Origin of the sequence: Bradyrhizobium sp. HKCCYLS20291 (assembly GCF_051167715.1) — a bacterium.
Taxonomy (GTDB): Bacteria; Pseudomonadota; Alphaproteobacteria; order Rhizobiales; family Xanthobacteraceae; genus Bradyrhizobium.
The window spans coordinates 1-26915 of sequence record NZ_JBNPTO010000026.1; the positions used below are offsets into that span (position 1 = coordinate 1).

22 protein-coding genes are annotated in these 26915 nt (G+C 65.2%); 12 read left to right on the top strand and 10 right to left on the bottom strand.

Translation table 11 applies throughout. From position 1 onward, the window contains the following. Positions 1–158: 158 nt before the first annotated feature. Positions 159–1127: an SMP-30/gluconolactonase/LRE family protein gene (locus ACQR07_RS34670; protein WP_434906534.1), complete on the bottom strand. Its 969-nt coding sequence runs from the start codon at positions 1125–1127 to the stop codon at positions 159–161. Positions 1128–1216: 89 nt separating this feature from the next. On the opposite strand from ACQR07_RS34670, the gene ACQR07_RS34675 reads away from it, so the two are divergent. From ACQR07_RS34675 to ACQR07_RS34695, 5 genes are all read left to right on the top strand, one after another. Continuing rightward, complete coding sequence (locus tag ACQR07_RS34675; RefSeq protein ID WP_434906535.1) at positions 1217–2035, top strand: NAD-dependent epimerase/dehydratase family protein; 819 nt, start codon at positions 1217–1219, stop codon at positions 2033–2035. A 141-nt stretch (positions 2036–2176) separates the two neighbouring features. Continuing rightward, entirely contained in the window at positions 2177–3883 is a 1707-nt protein-coding gene (locus tag ACQR07_RS34680; protein ID WP_434906536.1) for an IlvD/Edd family dehydratase, read from the top strand. Positions 3884–4006: 123 nt separating this feature from the next. Then, on the top strand, positions 4007–5002 hold the full coding sequence (locus tag ACQR07_RS34685; protein WP_434906537.1) for a TRAP transporter substrate-binding protein: 996 nt from the start codon (positions 4007–4009) through the stop codon (positions 5000–5002). A gap of 77 nt (positions 5003–5079) precedes the next feature. Then, the gene (locus ACQR07_RS34690; protein WP_434906538.1) at positions 5080–5664 is read left to right on the top strand and encodes a TRAP transporter small permease; all 585 of its coding nucleotides are present in this window, start codon (positions 5080–5082) and stop codon (positions 5662–5664) included. Next, positions 5661–7001 (top strand): TRAP transporter large permease, encoded by a 1341-nt coding sequence (locus ACQR07_RS34695; protein ID WP_434868211.1) that lies wholly within the window; start codon positions 5661–5663, stop codon positions 6999–7001. The genes ACQR07_RS34690 and ACQR07_RS34695 overlap by 4 nt, the downstream gene beginning before the upstream one ends. 20 nt (positions 7002–7021) lie before the next feature. On the opposite strand, the gene ACQR07_RS34700 is transcribed toward ACQR07_RS34695, so the two are convergent. Next, positions 7022–7807, bottom strand: a complete 786-nt coding sequence (locus tag ACQR07_RS34700; RefSeq protein WP_434906539.1) for an enoyl-CoA hydratase/isomerase family protein — start codon at positions 7805–7807, stop codon at positions 7022–7024. Positions 7808–7957: 150 nt separating this feature from the next. Here ACQR07_RS34700 and ACQR07_RS34705 point away from each other — a divergent pair, with 150 nt between their 5' ends. Continuing rightward, on the top strand, positions 7958–9193 hold the full coding sequence (locus ACQR07_RS34705) for an NAD(P)/FAD-dependent oxidoreductase (protein WP_434906540.1): 1236 nt from the start codon (positions 7958–7960) through the stop codon (positions 9191–9193). On the opposite strand, the gene ACQR07_RS34710 is transcribed toward ACQR07_RS34705, so the two are convergent. Further along, a complete protein-coding gene (locus tag ACQR07_RS34710; RefSeq protein ID WP_434906541.1) occupies positions 9190–10098 on the bottom strand; it encodes a ribokinase in 909 nt (302 codons plus the stop codon). The genes ACQR07_RS34705 and ACQR07_RS34710 overlap by 4 nt on opposite strands. A gap of 23 nt (positions 10099–10121) precedes the next feature. After that, positions 10122–11015, bottom strand: coding sequence for a sugar kinase (locus tag ACQR07_RS34715; RefSeq protein WP_434906598.1), 894 nt, complete (start codon positions 11013–11015; stop codon positions 10122–10124). Between the two features lie 205 nt (positions 11016–11220). Between ACQR07_RS34715 and ACQR07_RS34720 the strand changes: the two genes are divergently transcribed. The 3 genes from ACQR07_RS34720 to ACQR07_RS34730 all read left to right on the top strand — a co-directional run bounded on the left by ACQR07_RS34720 (position 11221) and on the right by ACQR07_RS34730 (position 14579). After that, positions 11221–12477 (top strand): Glu/Leu/Phe/Val family dehydrogenase, encoded by a 1257-nt coding sequence (locus ACQR07_RS34720; RefSeq protein WP_434906542.1) that lies wholly within the window; start codon positions 11221–11223, stop codon positions 12475–12477. Continuing rightward, positions 12474–13322, top strand: coding sequence for a VOC family protein (locus tag ACQR07_RS34725; RefSeq protein ID WP_434906543.1), 849 nt, complete (start codon positions 12474–12476; stop codon positions 13320–13322). The genes ACQR07_RS34720 and ACQR07_RS34725 overlap by 4 nt, the downstream gene beginning before the upstream one ends. Before the next feature lie 315 nt (positions 13323–13637). Then, positions 13638–14579: an NAD(P)H-binding protein gene (locus tag ACQR07_RS34730; protein ID WP_434906599.1), complete on the top strand. Its 942-nt coding sequence runs from the start codon at positions 13638–13640 to the stop codon at positions 14577–14579. 864 nt (positions 14580–15443) lie between these two features. Here the strand turns inward: ACQR07_RS34730 and ACQR07_RS34735 are convergent. Then, positions 15444–16682, bottom strand: a complete 1239-nt coding sequence (locus ACQR07_RS34735; protein ID WP_434906544.1) for a cytochrome P450 — start codon at positions 16680–16682, stop codon at positions 15444–15446. A 270-nt stretch (positions 16683–16952) separates the two neighbouring features. Between ACQR07_RS34735 and ACQR07_RS34740 the strand changes: the two genes are divergently transcribed. From ACQR07_RS34740 to ACQR07_RS34750, 3 genes are all read left to right on the top strand, one after another. Further along, positions 16953–17639, top strand: coding sequence for a TetR/AcrR family transcriptional regulator (locus tag ACQR07_RS34740; RefSeq protein ID WP_434906545.1), 687 nt, complete (start codon positions 16953–16955; stop codon positions 17637–17639). 1 nt (position 17640) lies between these two features. Continuing rightward, positions 17641–18831 (top strand): efflux RND transporter periplasmic adaptor subunit, encoded by a 1191-nt coding sequence (locus tag ACQR07_RS34745; protein WP_434906546.1) that lies wholly within the window; start codon positions 17641–17643, stop codon positions 18829–18831. 80 nt (positions 18832–18911) lie between these two features. Then, complete coding sequence (locus tag ACQR07_RS34750) at positions 18912–22010, top strand: MexW/MexI family multidrug efflux RND transporter permease subunit (protein WP_434906547.1); 3099 nt, start codon at positions 18912–18914, stop codon at positions 22008–22010. 248 nt (positions 22011–22258) lie between these two features. Here the strand turns inward: ACQR07_RS34750 and ACQR07_RS34755 are convergent, their stop codons facing one another. The 5 genes from ACQR07_RS34755 to ACQR07_RS34775 form a co-directional block, all read right to left on the bottom strand. After that, positions 22259–22558 (bottom strand): hypothetical protein, encoded by a 300-nt coding sequence (locus ACQR07_RS34755; protein ID WP_434906548.1) that lies wholly within the window; start codon positions 22556–22558, stop codon positions 22259–22261. Positions 22559–22584: 26 nt separating this feature from the next. Continuing rightward, a complete protein-coding gene (locus ACQR07_RS34760; protein ID WP_434906549.1) occupies positions 22585–23478 on the bottom strand; it encodes an ABC transporter permease in 894 nt (297 codons plus the stop codon). A gap of 1 nt (position 23479) precedes the next feature. Then, complete coding sequence (locus tag ACQR07_RS34765) at positions 23480–24421, bottom strand: ABC transporter permease (RefSeq protein WP_434906550.1); 942 nt, start codon at positions 24419–24421, stop codon at positions 23480–23482. 181 nt (positions 24422–24602) lie between these two features. Next, a complete protein-coding gene (locus tag ACQR07_RS34770; protein WP_434906600.1) occupies positions 24603–26075 on the bottom strand; it encodes an ABC transporter substrate-binding protein in 1473 nt (490 codons plus the stop codon). 124 nt (positions 26076–26199) lie between these two features. Further along, the gene (locus tag ACQR07_RS34775; protein WP_434906551.1) at positions 26200–26910 is read right to left on the bottom strand and encodes a DUF1028 domain-containing protein; all 711 of its coding nucleotides are present in this window, start codon (positions 26908–26910) and stop codon (positions 26200–26202) included. Positions 26911–26915 lie beyond the last annotated feature (5 nt).

The window sequence follows — 26915 nt, forward strand, 5'->3', positions numbered from 1 at the left end:
ATCGCTCCGCTCAGAGAATCATATTCGCACCACGGCTGGCATCAAAAGATTCACAGCCTCGTAGGGTGGGCAAAGCGCAGCGTGCCCACCACTCACGCCAACAACGAAGCTGGTGGGCATGGCGCTCCGCGCCTTTGCCCACCCTACGCCATCGGGTGTCAGCCCCCCAGCGCGCCCTGCGTGTTCACGTAGAGCGCGTAGATCGACTGGCTGGCGGCCATGAACAGGCGGTTGCGCTTGAGGCCGCCAAAGCAGAGATTGGCGCAGCGCTCGGGCAGAGCGATGCGGCCAATCGGCGCGCCGTCCGGCGCAAACACCATCACGCCGTCGAGCTCGGGCTTGCCCATGCCCCAGCCGCACCAGAGATTGCCGTCGACGTCGCAGCGCATGCCGTCCGGCGTCCCCGGCCCGGCATCGATGTGGACGCGCTTGTTGGCCAGCTTGGTGCCGTCGGCGGACACGTCATAGGCGAGGATCTTGCGGTTCGGAACGCCGCGGGATTCGACGATATAGAGGATGGATTCATCGGGCGAGAAGCACAGCCCGTTCGGTCCCAGCACGCCCTCGGCGACGACCGTCGCCCGGCCGGTGGCACCGTCGATCCGGTACACGTTGGCATCGATCTCGGGCTCGGCCTTGTAGCCCTCGTAATTGCCGAGCAGGCCAAAGGTCGGATCCGTGAACCAGATCGAGCCGTCGGATTTGACGACGACGTCGTTCGGCGAGTTCAGCCGCTTGCCGTCGAAGGAGTCCATCAGCACGGTGATGGACCCGTCATATTCGGTGCGGGTGACGCGGCGGCCGCCATGCTCGCAGGTGACGAGCCGGCCCTGGCGGTCACGGGTGTTGCCGTTGGCGAAGTTGGAGGGCTTGCGAAACACCGAGACCGCGCCGGTTTCCTCCTCCCATTTGAGGATGCGCTGGTTGGGAATGTCGCTGCACAGCAGATAGCGCCCATCGCCGAACCACACCGGGCCCTCGGCCCAGCGCAATCCGGTGGCCAGCCGTTCGACGGCCGACAGCTTGAGCCAGTACTTTTCGAAGCGTGGATCCAGCGCCTGGATCGCCGGATCGGGATAGAAGCTGGCAGGGCGCCAGCCCTGGCTGTGAGCGTTTCCGTCGGACATTTGGCCGGTCCCGTTATTGCACCGTTGCGATCTCTGCTATCATTGGTCGCTAACGACCGCAAACCTGCGGGTCGAACTCGAGGGATGAAATGCCACGTATCTTGATGACCGGTGCGAGCGGTGGAATCGGCTCTTCCTTGCGGAAGCTGCTGCCGCCGATCTATCCGGACCTTTTGCTCAGCGACCTCCGACCTCCGGCCGACCTCTCCAGCCAGGAGACCTTCAAGGCGGCCGATCTTGCCGACCTGTCCCAGGTCGAGGCGCTGTGCGACGGCGTCGATGGCATCATCCACTTCGGCGGCTATTCGGTCGAAGGCCCGTGGAACGACATCCTGCAGGCCAACATCATCGGGGCGTACAACCTGTTCGAGGCGGCCCGTCGCAGGGGCGTCAAGCGCGTCGTATTCGCGTCGTCGAACCACGCAGTCGGTTTCTATCCGCGCCATCGCAAGATCGACAACGACGTGCAGCCGCGCCCCGATGGCCGCTATGGCGTCAGCAAGGTGTTCGGCGAGGCGCTCGGCTCGCTCTATGCCGACAAGCACGGTCTGAAGGTCACGTGTCTGCGCATCGGGAATTTCGGCGACAAGCCGCTCGACAAGCGTCGGCTGTCGATCTGGCTGAAGCCGGAGGATCTCGTTCAGCTCTGCCGCATCGGCCTCGAGCATCCGGACATCCACTTCGAGGTGCTGTACGGCGCCTCGCTCAACGAACGCGCCTGGTGGGACAATCAGCGCGCCTATGATCTCGGCTATCGTCCGACCGGCCGCGCCGAGGATTTCCGCGAGCACGCCATGGCCGAGCAGGCCAAATTGAAGGCCGATCCGATCGGGGACTATTTCCAGGGCGGTGCGTTCTGCACCACGGAGTTCGATGGCGACACCAGCCGGATCATCGATTGGGGTTGACCAGAGGTCGTCATTCCGGGGCGCGTCCTCAGGACGCGAACCCGGAATCTCGACATGAGAGTTGAAACCACTTCTGGATTCCGGGTTCGCGCTTCGCACGCCCCGGAATGACGAGAAAGACCAACGAAAGAAAAAAAGACCATGACCGAAGGCCTGCGCAAGGGACTGACCGCTTACGGCGATGCCGGCTTCTCGCTGTTCCTGCGCAAGGCCTTCATCAAGGCGGCCGGCTATTCCGACGACGCGCTCGATCGCCCGATCGTCGGCATCACCAACACATATAGCGACTACAATCCGTGCCACGGCAACGTGCCGCAGATCCTGGACGCGGTGAAGCGCGGTGTCATGCTGTCCGGCGCGATGCCGTTCGTGTTCCCGACCATCTCGATCGCGGAAAGCTTTGCGCATCCGACCTCGATGTATCTGCGCAACCTGATGGCGATGGAAACCGAGGAGATGATCCGGGCGCAGCCGATGGACGCGGTGGTGGTCATCGGTGGCTGTGACAAGACGCTGCCGGCGCAGATCATGGCGGCGGTGTCGGCCGATCTGCCGACGGTGGTGATTCCGGTCGGGCCGATGGTGGTCGGGCATCACAAGGGCGAGGTGCTCGGCGCCTGCACGGACTGCCGCAGGCTGTGGGCCAAGTATCGCGCCGGTGAGATGGACGACAGTGAGATCGAGGCGGTCAACGGCCGGCTCGCGCCGTCGGTTGGCACCTGTATGGTGATGGGCACGGCCTCGACCATGGCCTGCATCACCGAGGCGCTCGGACTGTCCCTGCCGATGAGCGCGACCATCCCCGCGCCGCATGCCGAGCGTTTCCGTTCGGCCGAGACTAGCGGCCGGGTCGCAGCGGACATGGCCAAGGCAAAGGGGCCGAAGCCAAGCGAACTGCTGACGCCGGCCGCATTTCGCAATGCGCAGGTGGTGCTGCAAGCGATCGGCGGCTCGACCAACGGGCTCGTCCATCTCACGGCCATTGCCGGCCGCACACCGCACGGCATCGACCTCGATGCATTCGACCGCATCGGCCGCGAGGTGCCGGTGCTGGTCGATCTCAAGCCGTCCGGCGATCACTACATGGAGCATTTCCACCATGCCGGTGGCGTGCCGAAGCTGATGAAGCAGCTCGGAGGTCTCATCGATCTCGACTGCCGCTCGATCACCGGCCAGTCGCTGCGCGACATCGTCGCTGCCGCTGAGGACGTGCCGGGGCAGGACGTGATCCGCTCGCGCGAGGACGCGATCAAGCCGGAGGGGGGGCTTGCCGTGCTGCGTGGCAATCTCGCGCCGCGCGGCGCGGTCATCAAGCATTCGGCCGCAAGCCCGAAGCTGCTTCAACATACGGGGCGCGCGGTCGTGTTCGAGTCGATCGAGGATATGACCTTGCGGGTCGATGATCCCGCTCTCGACGTCTCTGCCGATGACGTTCTGGTGCTGCGCAACGCCGGGCCCAAAGGCGCGCCCGGGATGCCGGAGGCCGGTTATCTGCCGATCCCGAAAAAGCTCGCGCGCGGCGGCACCAAGGACATGGTGCGCATCTCCGACGCGCGAATGAGCGGCACCGCGTTCGGCACCATCGTGTTGCACATCACCCCCGAGTCGGCCGTGGGCGGCCCGCTGGCGCTGGTGCGGACCGGTGACATGATCCGGCTCGACGTCGCCAAGCGCAGCATCGACCTGCTGGTCGACGACGCTGAGCTGGCGAAACGCCGCGCCGCGCTGCAACAAACAATGACGCCCGAATGGGCCGAGCGCGGCTACGCCCATCTGTTTCACGAGACCATTCTCCAGGCCGATGACGGCTGTGATTTCGATTTCATGCGCCGCAAAGGAAAGGGCTGAGCTACTTATTCCATCATTCGTGGCAGTTGCGGCGCCGAGAGTGGAGGGGCGGGGCGTGCTCAATTGACAATCCGACGCAGCCGGTGGGATGATCCCTGAAAATGATAACTCGGGGAGGGGCTCGTGAGAGGTTGGAGCATTGGTGCATGGGCGTTTGCAGCAGCAATCGCTTGTGCCGCAGCTGCGAATGCGCAGGACGTCAAGCACTACCGTTTCGCCTATGATCAGCCTCGGAACACCGGCTACTCCATCGCCGGGGACCTGTTTGCCGACAAGCTCAAGGAACTGAGCAAGGGCACGATGCTGATCGACCAGTATCCGGGCGCGCAGCTCGGACAGGAGCCGCAGATCCTGCAGCTGGTCAAGGCGGGCGATGTCGATTTCGCCATCGTCTCTTCGGCCAACACGGCGACGATTTCGCCCCAGGCGGGCGTGATGTCGCTGCACTTCCTGTTTCGCAATGAAGCCCATGTGATCAAGGGATTGGCCGACCCGCAGGTGTTCGAAGCGATCAAGACCATGATCGACGAGACCTCGCAGGGCCTGCACGTCATCGGGACGGGCTCGCAGGGCGTACGGCACATCTACAGCAAGAAGGAGATCCACAAGGTCGACGACATCAAGGGGATGAAGATCCGCGTCCAGGCGACCGCGACCGAAGATACCATGTTCCCGGCCTATGGCGCACAGACGGTGCATATGCCGTTCGGCAGCGTCTATACCTCGCTGCAGACCGGCGTGGTCGAGGCTGCGGAAAACAGCATCAACGTCTATCTCGTCAACAAGCACTACGAGGTCGCGCCGGTGCTGTCGATCACCGAGCATGAGGCCAACAACGCCCTGGTCTTCATCAGCGACAAGCTCTGGCAGAGCCTGTCGGCCGAGCAGCGCAAATGGGTGCTGGCGGCGGCAGCCGAAATCAGTTCGAAAGAGCCGGCGAAGGCGTTCGAACTGGAACGAACGGCGGCGGCCAAGCTCAAATCGTTCGGCGTCAAGATCGTCGACGATGTCGACAAGAAGAGCTTCACCACGATCGCCGATCCCTATCTCGACAAGCTGGCGAAGGAGCTTGGTCCGCACGCCGAAAAGATCAAGAACCTGATCCGTGCGATCAACTGAGCCGGCAGAACAGCCTGCGTTGTCGTAGTTCGGGCGCGCTTGCTGAGACGACGGGATCTGAAGCGACGAGGAAGCGGATGTCCATCGCCGACAAGCTCGTGCTGAAAAGGCAGCGTCATCTGAAGTGGCGCCAGCTCGATTCGATCGAGTTGGTGCTGATGATGCTGTGCGGCGCGCTGTGCTTTGGCTTCTCGCTGTCGGTCACCGCCGACATCATCACACGCACCATCGGTCATCCCTGGCTGTGGCTGCAGGAAGTCACATCCACCCTGTTCATCTACGCGATCTTCATCGGCGCTGCGGTGGCGACGCGCCGCAATGATCATCTGTATCTGACCGCGATCGCCGAATCGATGCATGGCGTGCCGCGTCTCATCGTCGAGATCGTGCTGCGCCTCGTCGTGATCGGGGTCGCGTTGTGCCTGGTCTGGTATGGTTACCTCAACTTTCTGCGTGGCTTCGGCAGTTTCCGGCTGCCTTCGGGCACGCCGATCGCCTCGCTCTATGTGATCATTCCGCTCTCAGGGGTGCTGATCGCGCTATTTGCGGTCGAGCAGCTGGTGAATGGTATCGCCAACGGCTTCGATCATCCGGAGCCACCGGATCCGGAGAACGCAACTCCACCGCTCCACAACGAACCTGTGTGGAGCGATCGGACGTGAGCCCTCCCGTCATCCTCGCGTTGATGTCCATCTGCTTCCTGTCGTTCGGCTATCTCGGCGTCCCCGTGCCGTTCTCGCTGCTGGCAGGCGTGTTCGTCGGCGCCTTCCTCGCCGACGTCTCGCTCGCCGCGATCGTGCAGAAGATCTTCGACGGGGTTGATTCCGAGGCGCTGCTTGCCATTCCGTTCTTTCTCCTGGTCGGCGAGCTGATGAGCTCGGCGAATGTCGTGGTCCGGATCGCCAACCTGTCGGTATCGCTGGTCGGGCATATCCGGGGCGGGCTGTCGCAAGTGGTGGTCGTCTTCAGCATGTTCTTCTCGGAGATGTCGGGATCGACCACCGCCGATGTCGCGGTGATGAGCCGCGCGCTCGGAGGACCGATGCGGCGGGAGGGGTATGAGCCCGCTTTCATCGCGGCGATCATCGCGGCGGCCTCGACCATCGCGGCGCTGGTGCCGCCGAGCATCACGGCGGTGGTTTATGGTGCGGTCGGCAACGTCTCGATCGCTGGCCTGTTCATGGCGGGCGTCGTGCCCGGATTCATGATCGGTTTCGGGCTGATGATCTATTGCTACTTCTTCGGTCCCTCCGGACTGCGCAAGCCGCGCGCGCCGCTCCGCCAGGTGATGTTCGCGGGCGTCGATGCGGCGCTGCCGCTGATGATCCCGGTCATTCTGCTCGGCGGCATCCTGACCGGCTGGTTCACGCCGACCGAGGCCGGCGTGGTCGCGGTGGCCTGGATCATCCTGGTCGTGATTCCCGCGCTCAATCGCGGACACTTCAAGAAGATCCCGTATGACTTCTGTCTGGCAGGGCTGATCTTCTCGTTGCCGCTGATCACGATTGGCGCCGCCAATGCGTTCGGCTGGATGCTGGCCTATCTGCGTGGCGCCATCTTCATCACCGACTGGATCACCTCGATCGCCGGAAACGATCCGCATTTGATCATGCTGCTGATGGTGCTGCTGTTCACCATCATCGGTGATTTCATCGAGCCGGTGCCGACCATCATCATCTTCATGCCGCTCGTCAACGCACTCACGCAGGCCGGCGACATCAACGCCGTACATATGGGCGTAGTGCTGATCGCCACGCTCGCCTTCGGCCTGATCACGCCACCCTATGGGCTTGTGCTGCTGATGGGATCGAAATTCGTCGGTGTCAGTTTCGGCAAGGCGTTGCGTGCGGCGCTGCCGATCTATGTCGTGTTCCTGTTCACCATCGCCTTCACGATCTATTTCCCGAGCGTCGTGCTGTGGCTGCCCAAGCACGTCATTCCGGAGTCGGTCGGCTGCTTCAAGTCGCCGGCCGGCACCGGCTACATCTGCCCGAACTGAGTGATGCGCCGACTGAAAAATCATTTGTCCTTGCTGGTGAACTTCCGCGTCGCGGCCCGGAACGCGTCGGTATGCATGCAGCCGATGATCGCATCGCGTTCGGCGGCGAGCTGATCCTCGACCGAGCTGGTCGGGGCGCGATGGATCAACGCCTTGGTGGCCGCCAGTCCTGCCGGCATGTTCTGCGCTAGCCGCTGCGCCAACGCCGCGGTCGCCGCAGCGAGTTCGGACGCAGGGACGACCTTGGCGACGAGGCCCCATTCATGGGCTTGCGCGGCCGTGAAACTGTCTTCGGCCAAAAAGATCTGCAGCGCGCGCCGGACGCCTGCGGCCGCGACGACGCCCACGGTGCCGCCGCCGTCGGGCGAGACGCCCAGCTTGGCGTAGGCCGGCGTGAAGCGCGCTTCCTCGGCGGCGATGCAGAGGTCGGCCGCGAAGGCGAGCGACATGCCGGCGCCGGCCGCAGAGCCGTGCACGCTGGCCAGCACGATCTTCGGCATGCGCCGGAGGCTGGCGATGAAGGCGTGATAGTGATGCAGCAACTCGCTCACCACGGGGGTGATGGTGTCGGCTTCGGCCGCGGCGCCGATCGTCTGCAGGTCGCCGCCGGCACAGAAGGCGCGGCCTTCGCCCTTCAGGACCAGCACCCGAACGCTCGGATCGGCCTCGACCTGCGCCGCGAGCTGCTCCAGCCGCTTGGCGATCGCCAAGTTGATGGCGTTGAACGCCGCGGGGCGGTCGAGCGTGAGGGTCGCGATCGCACCGTCGATGCTGAGGCGGGCAGGTTCCGCGGCTGCGTCCGACATTCATTCCTCCCTGGTTTGGTTGTTGCCGCATTTTGAGTGCAGAGGCGGCCGGTGACAATGGCGGGGAAGTCTGCGACAACCCGGTTCCGCTGGCATGACGGGAGGTAAACCCGCAGCAGGCAAGGCTTGCAAACACGGGAAGTGGACAGAATGGGGCAGGGTGCTGTGACCAAGGGACCGGTGGTGATCGTGGGCGCGGGGCATGCGGGCTTTCAGCTCGCGACCTCGCTGCGTCAGGCAGGCTTTGCCGATCCCATTCACCTGATCAACGACGAGGGCCATCTGCCGTACCAGCGTCCGCCGCTGTCCAAGGCCTATCTGAAAGGCACCGGTGGCCCCGAGACGCTGATGTTCCGGCCGCAGAAGTTCTACGCCGACCAGACCATCGACCTCGTCTACGACCGTGTCGTCGCGGTTCAGCGTGACCAGCGCAAGGTGCTGCTCGCCTCCGGCAAGGCGCACGACTACGGCCACCTGGTGTTTGCGACCGGTGCGCGCAACCGGCTGCTCGACATTCCCAACGCGAATCTCCCGGCCGTGCGCTACCTGCGCATCCTTGACGACAGCGAAGCGCTGCGCAGTCTGCTCGGCGATGCCAAGCGAGCCGTCGTCATCGGCGCCGGCTTCATCGGCCTCGAATTCGCAGCGACTGCGCGCATCAAAGGCCTCGAAGTCGACGTGCTCGAACTTGGGGCGCGGGTCATGGCGCGGGCGGTGACGGCCGAAATCTCCGACTACTTCCAGAAGCAGCATGCTGATGCCGGCGTGCGCATTCATCTCGGGGTGCAGTCCACCAGCATCGAAGCCGATGGCAACAAGGTCACCGGCGTCAGCCTCAGCGACGGCCGGCACATCCCCGCGGATCTCGTCGTGGTCGGCGTCGGCGTGCTGCCGAACGTCGAGCTCGCGGCGGAAGCGGGTCTGCAGGTTGCCTCGGGCATCGCGGTCGACGAATATCTCCTGACCAGCGATCCGCACATCTCGGCGATCGGCGATTGCGCGCTGTTTGCCAGCCCGCGCTTCGGCGGCACGTTGCGGCTGGAGTCGGTGCAGAACGCCACCGATCATGCCCGCTGCGTCGCCGCGCGGCTGACGGGTGACGCCAAGCCATATGACGGGCAGCCGTGGTTCTGGAGCGATCAGGCCAATGACAAGCTGCAGATCGCGGGGCTCACCACGGGCTATGATCAGGTCGTGCTGCGCGGGGATCCGGCGCAAAAGGCATTCTCCGCATTCTGCTACAAGGAGGGCCGGCTGGTCGGCATCGAATCCGTCAACCGCGCCGGTGATCACATGTTCGGCCGCAAGCTGCTGGCCGCGGGCGGCACGCTCGACGCCGCCAAGGCTGCTGATTTGAGCTTCGACCTGAAGAGCGCTCTCGCCTAGAGCAGCGCACGCACCTCCTCGGCCGTCGGCATCGACGGTCCGGCCCCCATCCGTTGCACGGAGATCGAGGCCGCCACGTTTGCGTAGCCGATCGCATCTGCGATCGCAGCGCCTTGCGAGAGCCGCGCGGCCAGCGCGCCGACGAAGCAGTCGCCGGCGCCGGTGGTGTCGACCGCCTTCACCGCGCGCCCGGCGACCAGGCTTGCTTCCCCAGCAGTCACCGCGACTGCGCCGCGCTTGCCGAGCGTGACGCAGACCGTCTGATCCGGACGCGGCTCGAGCGTTCGAACAGCATCGACCACCTGCTGCGGCGTGGGGGCGTCACCGAGCTCGACACCGGCCAGGAAGCCCAGCTCCGTCTCATTGAGCACGAGGATGTCGATGAGCGGGTAGAGCCCGCTCGCGAACGCGCTGGCCGGAGCGGGGTTGAGGATCGTGGTGGCGCCAGCGGCTTTGGCCCGCTGGAAGAACGCAACGATGGTCGCTTGCGGGATTTCGAACTGGCTCACCGCGACGTCATCAGCGGTCAACGCGATCTGCCCCACATCATCGCTGCTCACCTCGGCATTGCTGCCGGGGATGACGACGATCGTGTTGTCGGCGTTCGCCAGCGTGATGATCGCCGTGCCCGTTGATGCGCTCGCGCTGTCCTTGACCGCGGCGAGATCGATGCCCTGGCTGGCGAGAAATGCCCGCAGCTGCTCGCCGAAGGCGTCGCGGCCGAGCCGCCCGATCAGCGCTGTGGGCGTACCGAGCTTGGCAGAAGACACCGCCTGGTTGGCGCCCTTGCCGCCGGGGAAATACATCACCGACTGTCCCGCGACGGTCTCGCCGACGCGGGGATGACGTACGGCCGTCGCCACCACATCCATGTTGATGCTGCCGGCAACGATGACGCGCCCCATTGGCCTTCTCCCCCTGCGCGCCGCTAGACGCGGGCCTCGAATTCCTGCCGCACCAGGCCGATGTCGGCGAGCGTGGGCAGGCCGGCCTCGTTGCCGAGCTTCTGAATCTTGAACGTCGAGGCAGCGCGGGCGAACTCGAAATGCTGCTTCCAGCTTTTCGCCGGATCGGCCAGATACGAGTACACATAGGCGCCGTGGAACACGTCACCTGCGCCGTTGGTGTCGATCACCCGCTCACGCGGAATCGGGTAGGCCGGCAGGGTATGCACGGCGCCGACCTCATCGTACCACAGCAGGCCCTTCTCGCCCTGGGTCACGCCGCCGATGCGACAGCCGCGGCTCTTGAGGTAGTCGAGCATCTTCTCCGGCGTGAGATCCATCTGCTCGCAGAGGCGCTCGGCGACGATCGCCACGTCGATGTATTCGAGCAGCTCATGGGTGTTGGTGCGCAGGCCGCCGCCGTCGAGCGAGGTCAGGATGCCGGCCTCGCGGCACAGCTTGGCATAATGCAGGGCGGCGTCGGGCTGGTGGCCGTCGACGTGGAGCGCCCGGCAATTGCCGAGATTGAGCAGTGGGAACGGATGGATGTGCGCATCGTCGCGGCAGCGGACGATGGCGCGCTTGCCGTCCTTCGGCATGATGAAGGACAGCGAGGACGCGTTGACCTTCCGGGGATGGACGGAGATGCCGTATTTCGCGGTCATGTCCTGAAACATCCGTCCGAGCCAGTCATTCGCGATGGTGGCGATCAGGTCCGGCACGATGCCCAGCTTGGCGCAGCAAAATGCCGCAGTCACGGCATTGCCGCCGAACGAAACGGCATAGTCGGATGCAACGTGCTTCTCGTCTCCCGTCGGCATGTGGTCGGTGATGAAGGTGACGTCGATGTAGGTCTGTCCGATGAAGAGGGCCTGCATTGCCATTTCTGTCTCACTATGGGGTGATCGCGGCCCCGGCGCCGCAGATTAGCAAGCGGTTAAGGCGGATCAACGCTGAAATTATTCGTCAAATCGTCACCATCGCGGTTGAGATCGGCCCCTTGCACCCGCCGGCCCCCTGCCGCCGGCGCGTGGACCGCGCTAAGGTCGCCGGCCGGCAGGCGCGCAGATTCGGGAGCGGCAGATGACTGTCTATGCAGGTCCAGTCTTCGAAATGGCGACCAATCAGTTCAACGTGATCGCCGACCACCTTGGCATCCCAGGCGACGAGCGCGACCGGCTGCTGCTGCCGAAACGGGCGATCACCGTCTCGTGTCCGATCCACAAGGACGACGGCACCATTGCCGTCTACGAGGGATACCGCGTCCAGCATCTGCTGACCATGGGGCCGACCAAGGGCGGCACGCGCTTTGCGCCCACGGTGGATATCGGCGAGGTGGCGGCGCTGGCGATCTGGATGAGCTGGAAATGCGCCCTGGTTGGTCTGCCCTATGGCGGCGCCAAGGGCGGCGTCAACGTTGACCTCTCCAAGCTGTCCCGGCGCGAGCTCGAATCGCTGTCGCGCCGCTACATGCAGGAGATGATCCCCTTCGTTGGGCCGCATACCGACGTCATGGCGCCGGACATGGGCACCAACGAGCAGGTGATGGCGTGGTTCATGGACACCTATTCGATGTATCAGGGCCAGACAGTGACCGAGATCGTCACCGGCAAGCCGGTGTTCTCCGGCGGCACGCTGGGACGCCGCGAGGCGACCGGACGCGGCGTGGCGCACGTCTCGCGCCGGGTGATGGATGAGCTCGGCATCGATCCCACCAAGTCCACAGCCGTCGTGCAGGGTTTTGGCAATGTCGGCTCCTATGCCGCGCTCGGCTTCCATCAGATGGGCATGAAGGTGATTGCCGTGAGCGATCATACCGGCGCGCTCCATGATCCCAGAGGGCTCGATATCCCCGCTTTGATGGCGCACGCCGGCAAGCACGGCAGCATTGCCGGCTTCTCCACCGAGCTTGCCTTCGATCCGGCCGACATTCTCACGCTCGCCTGCGACATCCTCGTTCCGGCGGCGATCGAGCGCGTGATCGACGCCAAGGTGGCGGCAAACCTCAAATGCCGGGTCATTGCCGAGGCCGCCAACGGCCCGACCACCCCTGATGCCGACCTCGTGCTCGACCAGCGCAAGGAGATCTTTCTCATTCCCGACATTCTGTGCAATTCCGGCGGCGTCATCGTCAGCTATTTCGAATGGGTGCAGGACCTGCAGCAGCTGTTCTGGGAGGAGGAGGAGGTGATGCGCCGGGAGTACCAGATCCTCGACCGCGCCTTCGAGCGGATGCTGGCGCGCGCCAAGGCCGACAACGTCGCGCATCGGACCGCAGCGATGGCGATCGGCGTCGAGAAGGTGCGCAACGCCAAGAACACACGAGGACTGTTTCCGTGATCAACGGCCTCGACCACGTCGTCGTCCTGCTCGAGGACATCAAGGCGGGCTGCGCCGCGTTCGAGACGCTGCTGGCGCGCAAGCCGTCGTGGCAGAACTCGGGCGACGGCGCCGACCGCGTGCTGTTCACGCTCGACAATATGAGCCTGGAGCTGATGGCGCCGGCGGGACAGACCCCCGCCGCCGACCGCATCCGCAACGTGATCAAGATCTGGGGCGAGGGGCTCGCCAGCATCTGCTTCGCCACCAACGACATCGGCAAGATGCAGCGCCGGCTGGAGCGCGTGGCGCTGAAGCCCGACCCGATCGCCGAGGTCGAGAGCACCGACCGCGTATCCGGCCAGACGCTGCACTGGAAGCGCACCCGCGCGATGACCGATCTCACCCGCGGGGTGCGGATGTTCTTCCTCGAGCTCGCCGGGCAGCGACCGGCGTCGGAGAAGACTGCCGATTCCGCGGTGCTCGGCCTCGACCACATCGTGGTCTCGACCGAGGACCCCGAACGCGCCGCCGCGCTCTACGGCGCGCGGCTTGGCCTCGACATGGCGCTCGACCGCAGCCACCAGGAATGGGGTCAGCTGATGTTCTTCCGCTGCGGCGACCTGATCGTCGAGGTGGTGAAGCGCCCGGTCGCGGGCAACGACAAGGCCAACGACAAGCTGTGGGGCCTGAGCTGGCGCGTCGCCGACATCGAAGCCACGCGCGCCCGCCTGCTCGCGGCCGGCCTGCAGGTCTCCGAGCCTCGCGCCGGGCGGAAACCCGGCACGCGGGTGATGAGCCTCTACAGCGGCACCTGCGGCATCCACACGCTGATCCTGGAGAAGACACCGCGGGCGGCGGAGTGAGCCCTCGCGGATCGCGAAGCGACGTTCTGGCCACGGCACGGCAAGTTGAGAGCGACACCGGCACCTGGGTTTCGGCTTGTGCCCAGCTCTTTCAACCCCGTCATGCCCGGGCTTGTCCCGGGCATCCACGTCGTCCGGCGCGCGCGGTGCGACGTGGATGGCCGGGACGAGCCCGGCCATGACGAGAACTCCATTGGCAATCTCAACGCCGCGCAAGTACGAGCCGTGATATAGATCGAGGCGGTCTTCAAAGTCCCGCTCAAGTCGATGATGTCTCCAGTCGTATCTCCCACGTCCAGTCCTCGCCGCATCTTCATGCTCGGCGCGACCGGGACGATCGGCCGTGCCACCGTACGCGCGCTGGTCGCGCGTGGTCACGAGGTGGTCTGCTTCGTGCGTCCCCGCAACGACGCCATGACGATCCCGGGCGCTACCATCAGAACGGGCGACGTCGGCGATCCCGCGTCGCTGGCGCGCGACGGCTTTCGCGGCGAGCGCTTCGATGCCGTGGTGTCCTGCATGGCGTCGCGGATCGGCGTGCCCCGGGATGCCCAGGCGATCGACTATCAGGCGCATGTGAACGTGCTGGACGCCGCGCGAAACGCCGGCATCACGCATTTCGTGCTCTTGTCCGCCATCTGCGTGCAGAAGCCGCTGCTGGCGTTCCAGAGCGCGAAGCTGGCATTCGAAGCGCATCTGATGGCGCAAGGGTTGACCTATTCGATCGTCCGTCCCACCGCGTTCTTCAAATCGCTGTCGGGGCAGGTGGAGCGGGTGAGGCAGGGCCGGCCCTATCTCGTGTTCGGCGATGGCCGTCTGACCGCGTGCAAGCCGATCAGCGACGCCGATCTTGGCGACTATCTCGCGGGCTGTCTCGACGATGAGACCCGCTGGAACCGGGTGCTGCCGATCGGCGGCCCCGGACCTGCCATCACGCCACTGGAGCAGGCCGAGCACCTGTTCGCGCTGCTCGGCCGCAAGCCGAACATCCGCCGCGTCCCGGTGGCGCTGCTCGATGTCATCATCGGCGGGCTCGATCTCGCCAAGCGGATCGTGCCGTCGCTCGCCGACAAGGCGGAGCTGGCCCGCATCGGCCGCTACTACGCGACCGAGTCGATGCTGGTGCTCGACCCCGCCACCGGCTGCTACGACGCGGACGCGACGCCCTCCACGGGCACCGAGACGCTGTTCGACTACTACGCCAAGCTGGTCCGCGGCGAGGCCACGGCCGAGCGCGGCGATCACGCGGTGTTCTGAAATTCCCGGAGCGGCGTTCAGCATCCACTCTAACCGTCGTCATGGCCGGGCTTGACCCGGCCATCCATCACGTTTCGCGACAAGGAGATGGATGCCCGGGTCAAGCCCGGCATGACGAGTAATTGCGGCGTTGTTATCCCCGCCGTCATTGCGAGAAGCGAAGCGACGACGTGTCCGCCGAAGCCGTCGGGCGAAGGCGGAAGCAATCCAGAGTCGCGGGCGCGACCCTGGATTGCTTCGCTTCGCTCGCAATGACGATGGTGAGACCTTGGCGGTGTGACATGAGCGTCCTATCTCGCGGCGCGTTTTGCGTCCGAGCTTTGCGCTTCGTCCTGCCCTCTCCAAGAAGAGGGCACGGGGAATGCCGGGCGCTGGCCGCACCCATGGCCCGCCTGCGAAAAAAATGCAGGCGGCAGGAACCACAGGTTCAGCCGAGAACACCCGGCATTCCCCGCGCGATGGTTGAACGGCTGCTTCGCGCTCTCCCCGGTGCGCCGGGCTTTCTGGCCACCGTTGCCAGCGCGGCGCGTGAGCGCCGGCGCAGGCGTGACACCAGCGTCGGGGTGTCAGGACCACGCGACTTGACCGTGCGCATCGCTGCCGTTCGTCCGCGCGAGATCACTCACGCGCAGCAGCAACACGCCCACCGCATCCCACCTCGACGTTCGTGACGACCGCGACGCGCCCCTCTTGTGAGGCGGGACGGGGGAGAGTAAATCATGATTTCGGTAAAAAAGAAAGAACTTTTTTGCCGGCACCTCGACGGACTTCTCAGCGCCCCCAACCCTCTCCCCGTGAAGAACGGGGAGAGGGAGCGCACCGACATCGCCGCGCCGACGTTCGTCTCTCTGTCGGGTTCGGGGTTCAATTATTATGGCCGGGTCTGTCGTCGACCACACACGGCACGCTCGCAAATCCGCGAAACCTTACCCGCCCGCCGCGCACCGGCGCGCCGTCCAGCTGATAGTTCGGAAACCGGGCCAAAAACCGCGAGATCGCCACCGCGCCCTCCAGCCGGGCCAGCGCCATGCCGGCGCATTGATGGGCGCCGGTGCCGAAGGCGAGGTGGCGGTTGGCGAGGCGGGTGATGTCGAAGCGTTCGGGGTCGTCGAACTGGGCGGGGTCGCGGTTGGCGGCGCCGATGCACAGGGTGACGGAGGTGCCGGCGTCGAGCATCACGCCGCCGAGTTCGAACGGCTCTGTTGTCATGCGGTTGCCGAGCTGGTTGGAGCTCTCGTAGCGCAGGATCTCCTCGACCGCGGTGCGGATCAGTCCCGGCGCTTCGATCAGCCGGCGGCGTTCGCCCGGATGCCGGCACAGCAGCACGAGGCCGTTGCCGATCAGGTTGGTGGTGGTCTCGTGTCCGGCATTGAGCAGGAAGATGCAGTTGTGCAGCAGCTCCTTCTCGCTGAGCCGCTCGCCGTCGGCTTCGCCCTGGATCAGCCGCGTCAGCACGTCGCGCTCGGGATTGCCGGGGGCGGCGCGGCGACGCGCGACGAGTGTTTCGAGATAGGTCAGCATGTCGCCGACGGCCTGGTTGCCGCGGGAAAACTGCTCCGGCGTCAGCACCGGCTCCAGCGCGCCGAGGATGGCGAGCGACCAGTCGCGCAGCGGCCCGCGCTCGTCATGCGGTACGCCGAGCAGATTGCCGATCACCTCGATGGGAATGGCGGAAGCGAAATCCTCGATCAGCTCGAACCTCTCCTTGGCTGCGATGCGGTCCAGGAGGCCGTCGACCAGCGCGATCAGCGCGGGCTCCATCTCGGCGATCGCGCGCGGCGACAGCGCGCCCATGATCAGGCGCCTGACGCGGGTATGCGCCGGAGGATCGTTGAAGACCAGGCTGGTGGTGTGATGCTCGTAGAGCAGCGACGCGCCGTATTTGGGCGCGAACTCGCGCTTCTTGTCGGACGAGAACGTCCTGGTCGCCTTGTAGGCGGTGACGAGATCGTCGTAGCGGGTGAGGAAATAGGAGCCGTTGCGCATCCGCTTGACCGGGGCCTGCTGCCGCAGCGCGCGATAGGTCGGGTAGGGGTCGGCGTAGAATTCCGGCGTCAGGCTCTCGAGGTCGAACTGGTCGGCGAGCGCGGCGTCGTCGGTCATGGCTGGTCCTCCCGGCGGATTCTCGTTCGTTGCGCCGACCGTCGCACGGCCAGCGACGGAATAAAATCGGCGGGCGATGTCCCCTTGGCCTCTTCACCACCAGGGCGTGCCGCAGATCCGCCGCGTTTTGAAGGTATGGAATTGCCGCCGGCGCATCTGGCTTCTTACCTGTGATTCCAGGGACTTGGCTCCCAAGCCCTGCTGCGCCGCGGCATATTTCTTGACATCAAGCAAGTGAGTATTTACTCACGAGCGATGTCCACTCTGCGAATGACAAGCGATCTCCGGCGGCAGCTGATCCTCGGCGCAGCGAAGCGTTGCTTCGCGCGTCACGGCTATGCCGGCACGACGACCAAGAGCGTCGCGGCCGCCGCCGCCATCTCGGAGGCGCTGCTGTTCAAGCACTTCCCGTCGAAGGCGGCGCTCTATGCGGAGATCCTGACCGAGGAATGCGAGGCCGATCCTGAATTCGAGCTCTTGCTCGGGCAGGAACCTTCGACCGCCACGCTGGTCAAGCTGATGACCGGAATGGTGCAGCACTTTCTCAGCATCGCCGACGTGCCCAATAACGAGGAAGAGCAGCGGCTGCGGCTGATGGCGTCGAGCCATCTCGACGATGGCGAGTTTGCCCGGCTGCTCTACACCAAGATCGATGATCTGATCGGCGCCAAGTTCGTTTCTTCCCTGGAGAGCGCTGTTGCTGCCGGCGAGGCGGTGCGGTCGGCTGCAGCAGCTCGGGACCTGTTCTGGTTTGCGCATCACACCGTGTTGATGGCGGCCTTGACGAGGCTTCCATCCACGCCCTGCGTGTCCTACGGAACCACGGCGAGCCTGGAGCGCCAGCTGAGTGAATTCATCCTGCGCGGCATCGGACTGACCGAGGCTGCGATTGCGTGCTATCTCGACCACGAATTGTCGCAACCTCCGGCCCGGCCGGCGACGGCAGAAAGTGCATGACATGAACATTGCGACCGAACCCAAGCTTTCCGGAAAGCCGATCGACGACAAGCCGCGCAAGCGCACCCGCCCGGTGCTGTGGTTCATCGTCGTGGGCCTGCTGCTCGCGGGACTGGTCGGCGGCCTCGTGTGGTTCAACATGTTCCGCGACAAGATGATCGCGGGGTTCTTCGCCAACATGAAGCCGCCGCCGCTGAACGTCAGCGTCGCGACGGCGACCACGGAGACCGTGCCGAACCTCCTGACCGCCGTCGGCGACCTCGCCGCCGTGCACCAGGTCAACGTCACCTCCGACGCCTCGGGCCGTATCACCGAGATCATGTTCATGCCGGGCACGACGGTGAAGCAGGGCACGCCGTTGGTGCAGCTCTATGATGCGCCGGAGCAGGGCGATCTCGCCAACTTCAAGGCCCAGGTGACCGTGGCGCAGCTGTCGCTCGACCGTGCCAAGCAGCTCGCATCGCGCCAGTTCGGCCCGCAGGCGACCGTCGACCAGGCGCAGGCCGCGTTCGACCAGGCCCAGGCCGGCGTCGCCAAGACCGAGGCGCTGATTGCGCAGAAGCTGGTGCGCGCGCCGTTCGACGGCGACCTCGGCGTCCGCAAGGTCGAGGTCGGCCAGTATCTGTCCGCCGGCACGCAGATCGTGTCGCTGACGGATCTGTCGGAGCTGTGGGTCAACTTCACCGTGACCGAGAAGGACAGTGGCCAGCTCAAGGTCGGCCAGGTCGTGCGCGTCGGCGTCGACGCGTATCCGGGCAAGACGTTCGAGGGCAAGATCACCACCATCGAGCCGCAGATCGCCACCGACACCCGAAACATCCGGGTGCAGGCGACGATCGCCAATCCGGAGCACATCCTCAAGCCCGGCATGTTCGCGACCACGACCGTGGTGCTGCCGGACAAGCCGCCGGTGCTGACGGTGCCGGAGACGGCGGTCGACTACACGCTGTACGGCGACTCGGTGTTCGTCATCAACGAGAAGAAGGCCGATGACGGCAAGACCTCGCTGGTGGCCGACCGGACCTATGTGCAGACCGGCGATCGCATCAACGGCCGTGCCGTGATCATCAAGGGCGTCAAGGAAGGCGACCGTGTCGTCGCCGTCGGCCAGCTCAAGATCCAGTCCGGCGCAGCGGTTGCGATCTCGACCGATCCGCCGCCGCCGGTGCCGGCCAAGCCGCCGCGCTACTGAGCGCCTCCTGAGCTAACACGGGCCGCCGCCGAGGCGGCCCGTTAGGACCTCATCTGCCTCCTGCTGACGGGATTGCCGCGATGCGTTTCACCGATATCTTCATCAAGCGTCCGGTGCTGTCGGTCGTGGTCAGCCTGCTCATCCTGCTGCTCGGCCTGCGCGCAGCGTTCGTGCTGCCGATCCGGCAATATCCAAAGCTGTCGAACACGGTCGTCAACGTCACGACGGTCTATCCCGGCGCCTCCGCCGACCTGATCCAGGGCTTCATCACCACGCCGCTGGAGCAGGCGGTCGCCTCGGCCGAGGGCGTCGACTACATCACCTCGTCCTCGGTGCAGGGCACCAGCACGATCCAGGTGTTCATCAAGCTCAATTTCGATCCGAGCCAGGCGCTCACCGAGGTGCTCGCCAAGGTCAACTCGGTCCGCTACCTGATCCCGAAGGAATCCAACGATCCGATCGTCACCAAGACCACGGGACAGACGACGTCGGTGATGTATCTCGGCTTCTCCAGCGAGGAGCTGTCGGGCTCGGCGATCTCGGACTATCTCACGCGCGTCGTGCAACCGGTGCTGTCGACGGTCGACGGCGTCGCCGCCGCCAACATCCTCGGCGGCCAGACCTTTGCGATGCGGATCTGGCTCAATCCGGAGAAGATGGCCGGCCGCAACGTCTCGCCGACCGACGTCGCCACGGCCATTGCCGCCAACAACTTCCAGTCCGCCGCCGGCCAGGCCAAGGGCTATTTCATCGTCTCCAACGTCACGACCAATACCGGCCTGACCGACGTCAACCAGTTCAAGCGGATGATCGTCAAGGCCAAGGACGGCGGCTTCGTGCGGATGGAGGACATCGCCACCGTCGAGCTGGCCGCGCAGAGCACCGATGCCAGCGTCGCCTTCAACGGCGAACGCGCCATCTTCATCGGCGTCGACGCGACGCCGCAGGGCAACCCGCTCAACATCGTCAGGGGCGTGCGCGCGCTGTTCCCGGACCTCGAGCGCAACCTGCCGCCGTCGATGAAGATGAAGGTGGCCTACGATTCAACCAAGTTCATCCAGTCGTCGATCGACGAGGTCGAGCACACGCTTGGCGAGGCCGTGCTGATCGTCATCGTCGTGATCTTCCTGTTCCTGGCGTCGCTGCGCTCGGTCATCATCCCCGTGGTGACGATCCCGCTGTCGCTGATCGGCGTCTGCACCATGATGCTGGCGTTCGGCTTTTCGATTAATCTGCTGACCCTGCTCGCGATGGTGCTGGCGATCGGCCTCGTCGTCGACGACGCCATCGTGGTGGTGGAGAACATCCATCGCCATCTGGAGGAGGGCAAGGCGCCGGTCCAGGCCGCGCTGCAGGGCGCGCGCGAGATCGTGGGTCCGGTCGTCTCGATGACGATCACGCTGGCTGCGGTGTACGCGCCGATCGGCTTCCTCGGCGGCCTCACCGGCTCGCTGTTCCGGGAGTTTGCTTTCACGCTCGCAGGGTCCGTCATCGTCTCCGGCGTCATCGCGCTGACGCTGTCGCCAATGATGTGCTCGGTGCTGTTGCGCAGCGCCGAGGAGGGGCGGTTCGCGCGGGTGGTCAACCGCGTGTTCGGCGCGATGACGCGCTGGTACGGCCGCAAGCTCGACCGCTCGCTCGACTACCGGCCGGTCACGGCGCTGTTCGCGGTGACGATCCTCGGCCTGGTCGGCTTCCTCTACATGCACACCTCGAAAGAGCTGGCGCCGGAGGAGGATCAGGGCATCGTGTTCTCGGTCACCAAGGCGCCGAAATACGCCAACATCGACTACATCAATTTCTACACCGACAAGCTCGACAAGGCGTTCCAGAAGTTCCCCGAGACCGACCTGCGCTTCGTGCTGAACGGCATCGCCGGCCCGCAGGGCGGCTTCGCCGGCATGCTGCTGAAGCCGTGGGATGAGCGCACGCGCTCCTCGATCAAGCTGAAGCCGTTGGTGCAGGCGGAGCTGTCCAAGATCGAGGGCATCAACGCCTTCGCCTTCAACCTGCCGGCGCTGCCGGGCGGGCCCGGCGGCCTGCCGGTGCAGATGGTGATCAGCTCGACCAACGGCTTCCAGGCGGTCTATGACCAGATGACCAAGCTGAAGGACGCCGCGCGCAAGAGCGGCATGTTCATCGTCTCCGACAGCGACCTCGAGTTCAACCAGCCGGTAGTCAAGGTCTGGATCAACCGCAGCAAGGCGTCCGATCTCGGCATCAACATGCAGTCGATCGGCAACACGCTGGCCGTGCTGCTCGGCGGCAACTACATCAACCGCTTCAACCTCGAGGGCCGCTCCTACCAGGTCATCCCGCAGGTGCCGCGTGACAAGCGGTTGTCGCCGGATTCGCTGTCGGGCTACTACGTCGCGACGGCCGCCGGCCAACAGGTGCCGCTGTCGACCGTGGTGAGCATCGAGACTGCGACCGATCCGAACTCGCTGACGCATTACAACCAGCTCAATTCGGCGACGTTCTCAGCCGTGCCGATGCCGGGCGTCACGGTCGGGCAGGCGGTCGACTTCCTGGAGAAGCAGGCCAAGAACCTGCCGTCGGGCTTCAGCCACGATTATCTCGCCGACGCCCGCCAATACGTCCAGGAAGGCAATCAGCTCGCCATCACCTTCGGCTTCGCGCTGATCATCATCTTCCTGGTGCTGGCGGCGCAGTTCGAGAGCTTGCGGGATCCGCTGGTGATCATGATCAGCGTTCCCATGGCGATCGTCGGTGCGCTGATCCCGCTGTTCTTCGGGCTGGCCACGATGAACATCTACACCCAGGTGGGTCTCCTCACCCTGGTCGGGCTGATCACCAAGCACGGCATCCTGATGGTGGAGTTCGCCAACGAGCTGCAGCTGAAGGAAGGCGTCGACCGCCGTACGGCAATCGAGACCTCGGCCCGCATCCGTCTGCGGCCGATCCTGATGACCACGGCTGCGATGGTCACCGGCCTGATCCCACTGCTGACGGCCTCCGGCGCCGGCGCCGCCAGCCGCTTCTCGATCGGCCTCGTCGTCGTCGCCGGCATGTCGATCGGCACGCTGTTCACGCTGTTCGTGCTGCCGGCCGTCTACACCGTCATCGCTACCGACCACCAGGCCGCCGCCAAGTCGAAGCGCGCTCGCGAGATCGCGCAGTTCGACGCCGAGACAGGGCACGCGGTCAAGGCGGCGTGACGAGCGCGCTCCTGGTTTGATGACATCAACGGCGGCTGCCCCGGCAGCCGCCGTTTTTGTTTTCGATAGTCCCTCAGCGTCCCTCGCTGTCGTCCCGGCGAACGCCGGGACCCATAACCACAGGGAGCGGTTTGAGGCAGGCTCGGAGTGACCTTCTCGCGCAACAACGACCGGCGGTGGTTATGGGTCCCGGCGTTCGCCGGGACGACAGCCGAGTATGTTGCGCCTGCGGCGGTCTGCGGCGCCGCTCAGCACGACGGTTTCGTGAAGAACAGATGGTCAAGCAGGATCAGGACGACCGCGATGCCGACGATGATCGTGAAGGCCGCCGCATATTGCAGTGATCGATAGAAGTGCGTGCGATAGGACGCCGAGTACTCGCTTGCGATCGGGCGTCGGAGCGAGAACAGGCCCCGCCATTCCGGTGCGTGGCCCGCCATCAGGATGCGCTCGCGGAACGCCATTGCCAAGACGATCGCCGCTGCTCCCATGTCGATGATCGTCAAGACTCGCAACAGATCCTCGGCGATCCGAGCCAGCAGCATCACGGCGATAGCTCCTCTGTAAGACGGCCTCACTCCTCCTGCTGCGGATCGAGCGCGTCGCGCAGGCCGTCGCCGAACAGGTTGAGGGACAGTACGACGAGGAAGATCGCAAGGCCCGGCCAGATCGCCATCCATGGCGCATTGGTGAGGAAGCGCTGGGCGGCGTTGAGCATGCTGCCCCAGGACGGCGCCGGCGGCTGCTGGCCTAATCCCAGGAACGACAGCGCGGCCTCGGCGATGATGGCGGCGGCGACGGACAGCGTCGCCTGCACCAACAGCGCCGGCATGATGTTCGGCAGGATGTGCCTGACAGCGATCTGCAGGTCGGTATCGCCGAGGCTGCGCGCGGCGTCGACATAGTCCTCGACCTTGACGCTCAGCACCTCGCCGCGGGTCAGCCGGACAAAAATGGGCGTCGCCGTGATGCCGATCGCGATCATCGCGTTGCCGAGGCTCGGGCCCAGGAACGCCGCCAGCGCGATGGCCAGGATCAGGAACGGGCAGGCCAGCATCGCATCGGTGATGCGGCTGATCAGGGCATCGATGAAGCCGCCGCGATAGCCCGCGAGCATGCCGATGGGCACGCCGACCGACAGCGCGATGAGAACGGAAATGGCGCCGGCGAGCAGCGAGGCGCGCGCGCCATAGATCACGCGGGACAGCACGTCGCGGCCGAGATCGTCGGTGCCGAACCAGTGCGCCGCCGATGGCGCCTTGCGCACCAGCGACCAGCTCGTCTTGATCGGATCGTAGGGGGCGACCAGCGGCGCAAAGAGGGCGAGCAGGATGAAGGCCGCGATCAGCCCGAGCCCGACCATCGCCCCCCGGCGCTTGACGAGGCGGCGCAAGGTGCGCTGGATCGGTCGCTCGAGCGGAGCGAGGGCGCGTGCATCCGACGCAGCTGACAGCACCGTATCGGCCATCTCAGCTCCTCAAGCGCGGATTGACGAGGACATAGGCGAGGTCGGCGATCAGGTTGAGCATGATGTAGACGGTGGCGGTGACCAGCACGACGCCCTGCACGACGGCGTAGTCGCGATTGAACACGGCATCGACGATCAGCTTGCCGAAGCCGGGGATCGAGAAGATCTGCTCGGTGAGCACGGCGCCGGACAGCAGCGTGCCGAGTTCGAGTGCGCCGAGCGTGATGACCGGGGTCAAGGCGTTGCGCAGCGCGTGGCCGAGGATGACCTGGCGCTCGGAGATGCCCTTGGCGCGCGCGGTGCGGATGTAGTCGCTGCTCAGCACCTGCAGCATGGCGCTGCGCGTGTGGCGCATCAGGATCGCGGCGATGGCGTTTCCGAGCACGAAGGCCGGCATGATGGTGGCGGCGAGGCTGGCGCGCCAGTCCTCGGCCAGCGAGACATAGCCCGAGGCCGGCAGCCAGCCGAGCTTAATCGAGAACACGAATATCAGCATGATGCCGAGCCAGAAGTTCGGCGTCGAGATGCCCCACAGCGCGAACAGATTGGCGGCGTAGTCCCAGGCCGTGCCGCGCTTCACGGCGGAAATGATGCCCGCGGGAATGCCGATCAGGAACGCGATCACGATCGCCATCGACGCCAGCTGCAACGTCACCGGCAGCTTCTGCAGGATGAGGTCGCGTACCGGCATCTTGATGCGCAAGGACTCGCCGAAATCGCCCGACAGCACGCCCTTGATCCAGTAGCCGTATTGCACGGGCAGCGGCTGATCGAGGCGATACTGTTTGCGGATCTGCTCGATCACGGCGGGATCGCGCTCCTCGCCAGCCATCACCAGCGCCGGATCGCCGGGCAGCAGCTGCTGCAGCGAGAAGATCAGGATCGAGACGAACACCAGCGTCGGGATGATCTGGGCGAGGCGGCGCGCGAGGAAGGTCAGCATGGTCGGTGCCTCGCCCCACGCCTCGATGTCAAATAAGCCTGCGAGTTCGTTACTCCGTCATGGCCGGGCCTGACCCGGCCATCCACGTCTTTGCAGCCTGCGGAAAGGAAGGCGTGGATGCCCGGGTCAAGCCCGGGCATGACGGAAGACTGTGCAGCAGCTTGTTTCGCCAACCCGGCGCTCACTTCAGCTTCAGGCCGACCACGCGCACCAGGCCGTCCGGCATCTGCTTGTAGCCCTCCAGCTTCTTGGTGTGCGCGATCAGGATACGGCGGTGGTAGATGTAGAGGATCGGCTCTTCCTCGATTTCGAGTTTGGTGAGCTTCTCGTACAGCGCTTTGCGCTGCCCCATGTCGGTGACAAGGCGCGCGTCGTCGAGCGCCTTATCGGCTTCCGGATTCTCCCAGACGCTGTAGTTTTGCGGCGCGTTCTTTTTCATGAAGACGAAGCTGTTGCCGTCGGGGTCGATGCGCCCGCTCCAGGCCAGCATGTAGGCCTGGTAGTCGCCGGCTTCGGCCTGCTTCAGCGATGTCGCGAACTCGGTCACCCGGATCTTCAGGTCGAAGCCGGCCTCGGCGGCCATCGACTGCACCACCTGGGCGACCGCTTCGGTCTCGGCGCCCTTCGGCACCATGAAGTCGACCGCGACCGGCGGCGTCACGCCGGCTTCCTTCAGCAGCGCCTTGGCCTTCTCGACATCGCGGGCGCGGATCGGGAATGCTTTCTGATAGTACGGATGCGAGGGATTGACCCACTGGTTGCCCGGCATGAACTCGCCGTTGAAGACCACCTGGTTGAGCGCCTCGCGATCGATCGACAGATCGAGCGCCTGGCGCACCTTGGCCGACTGGCTGAGCGGACCCTTGGCCTTGTCCTTGCCGATGTTCAGCGTGATGCCTTGATAGCCGAGCTCGATGGCGGTCGACAGCGCGAGTTTGGAATCGGAGCGCACGTCCTTGATGTCGGTGGCGAGCACGCGCTCGATCAGGTCGAGCCCGCCGGACTTCAGGTTGGCGAGCCGCACCGTGGCATCGACGATCGGCTGGTAGACGATCTTGTCGATGAAGACGTTGTCCTTGTTCCAGTAGTCGGCGAATTTGTCGAACACGATGCGGTCCTGCTGGACGCGCTCGACGAACTTGTACGGGCCGGCGCAGACCGGCCGCAGGCCGAACTTGTCGCCGGCTTCCTTGGCGGCCTTCGGCGACAACATCATGCCGGCCCGATCGGTGAGCTGGGCGATCAGCGGCGAGAATGGTGCTTTCAGCACCAGCTTGATGGTGAGGGGATCGACGACGTCGACGTGATCGACCGAGGCAAGCTCGGGCTTGCGGAACGAGCCGGGGAAGGTGAGGTGGCGGTCGAGCGAGAACTTCGCGGCTTCGGCGTCGAACGGCTCGCCGTCGTGAAACTTCACGCCGGGCCGCAGCTTGATCGTGACCTCCTTGCCGTCAGCGGAGGTCTCGTGCGACAGCGCTAGTTGCGGCACGATGTTGAGCTTCTCGTCGATGTCGAACAGCTTGTCGCAGGTTGCGGCAAAGACGATGCGGCCGACATAGGTGCGGGCCATCGTCGGATCGAGGACGTCGGGATCCTCGGCAAGGCCGATGCGCAACGTGGTCTGCGCCTGGGCGGCCATCCCGCAGGAGGCCATGACGACGGCCGCGACCGCGGCCAAGCACCAGTTCTTCCTCAGCATCCGAAGTCCCCTACGTAAATGCAGCCTGCGTTATTGCACTATTGGTACCAACCCCGCTGAACGGCGGTCCTTCCGGGGCTCATGTCTGGTTCGCAAGCGCCGCGGCCATGCCGGCATCGATGGTGGCGCGGTCGGTCACTCCGGCGGGATTGTCGCGCGTCGGCATGAACTGCCGGAACACGGCCCAATGCCTGCGGCTCACGCCCTCCAGGCGTTCGAGTTCGACGAGCGGATCGGGGTGATCGTCGACGCGGAGATCGAGCTCGGACCACTCCTCCTTGCCGTGAATGAGCATGGCGGCGGACTGCCTGCCGCGCTTGTCGCCACCGGCGGCCTCGCCGGCCTTCATCGCCGCGATCAGGCGCTGGGCGAGGGGCAGGGACTGATGCGCGAGATACGCGTTCGCCGTTTCGTTCAGCACATCAGGGCCGGCCAGCATATTACCGGCGATCGAAAAACCCTGGCCTTCGAGATGGCCGCACCAGTCGATGCAGTCGCGGCCGGTATGCGCGGCGATCTGGCCGTTGCGGTCGAGGATATGGACCTGCCGGCTCTCGCGGCCGGGATCGGCTGCTATCAGGAGCTGCACGATCTCGTGCGGGGGCCGGCCGTCGCGCAGCAGCGTCGCGCCGTCGATGCCGTAATAGGGATTGACCAGCGCCTGGGTCGCGATGCCGCCTTGCCCGGCCACGATGTGCGGCACGCGGGCGCCGACGGCGAAGAAGCGCGTGGCGACGGCGATGCCGATCTGGCCGGTGAGATCGTCCTTCGCAATGATCGACCAGGTCATCGCCT

Bases quoted from the DNA above. Each gene is read 5' to 3' on its own strand.
- ACQR07_RS34700 (WP_434906539.1), bottom strand. From the start codon at position 7,807: ATGTCGGACGCAGCCGCGGAACCTGCCCGCCTCAGCATCGACGGTGCG.
- ACQR07_RS34710 (WP_434906541.1), bottom strand. From the start codon at position 10,098: ATGGGGCGCGTCATCGTTGCCGGCAGCATCAACATGGATGTGGTGGCG.
- ACQR07_RS34735 (WP_434906544.1), bottom strand. From the start codon at position 16,682: ATGACCGACGACGCCGCGCTCGCCGACCAGTTCGACCTCGAGAGCCTG.
- ACQR07_RS34750 (WP_434906547.1), top strand. From the start codon at position 18,912: ATGCGTTTCACCGATATCTTCATCAAGCGTCCGGTGCTGTCGGTCGTG.
- ACQR07_RS34705 (WP_434906540.1), top strand. From the start codon at position 7,958: ATGGGGCAGGGTGCTGTGACCAAGGGACCGGTGGTGATCGTGGGCGCG.
- ACQR07_RS34760 (WP_434906549.1), bottom strand. From the start codon at position 23,478: ATGGCCGATACGGTGCTGTCAGCTGCGTCGGATGCACGCGCCCTCGCT.
- ACQR07_RS34670 (WP_434906534.1), bottom strand. From the start codon at position 1,127: ATGTCCGACGGAAACGCTCACAGCCAGGGCTGGCGCCCTGCCAGCTTC.
- ACQR07_RS34775 (WP_434906551.1), bottom strand. From the start codon at position 26,910: ATGACCTGGTCGATCATTGCGAAGGACGATCTCACCGGCCAGATCGGC.
- ACQR07_RS34675 (WP_434906535.1), top strand. From the start codon at position 1,217: ATGCCACGTATCTTGATGACCGGTGCGAGCGGTGGAATCGGCTCTTCC.
- ACQR07_RS34720 (WP_434906542.1), top strand. From the start codon at position 11,221: ATGACTGTCTATGCAGGTCCAGTCTTCGAAATGGCGACCAATCAGTTC.
- ACQR07_RS34690 (WP_434906538.1), top strand. From the start codon at position 5,080: ATGTCCATCGCCGACAAGCTCGTGCTGAAAAGGCAGCGTCATCTGAAG.
- ACQR07_RS34680 (WP_434906536.1), top strand. From the start codon at position 2,177: ATGACCGAAGGCCTGCGCAAGGGACTGACCGCTTACGGCGATGCCGGC.
- ACQR07_RS34745 (WP_434906546.1), top strand. From the start codon at position 17,641: ATGAACATTGCGACCGAACCCAAGCTTTCCGGAAAGCCGATCGACGAC.
- ACQR07_RS34740 (WP_434906545.1), top strand. From the start codon at position 16,953: ATGACAAGCGATCTCCGGCGGCAGCTGATCCTCGGCGCAGCGAAGCGT.
- ACQR07_RS34715 (WP_434906598.1), bottom strand. From the start codon at position 11,015: ATGCAGGCCCTCTTCATCGGACAGACCTACATCGACGTCACCTTCATC.
- ACQR07_RS34765 (WP_434906550.1), bottom strand. From the start codon at position 24,421: ATGCTGACCTTCCTCGCGCGCCGCCTCGCCCAGATCATCCCGACGCTG.
- ACQR07_RS34730 (WP_434906599.1), top strand. From the start codon at position 13,638: ATGCTCGGCGCGACCGGGACGATCGGCCGTGCCACCGTACGCGCGCTG.
- ACQR07_RS34770 (WP_434906600.1), bottom strand. From the start codon at position 26,075: ATGGCCTCCTGCGGGATGGCCGCCCAGGCGCAGACCACGTTGCGCATC.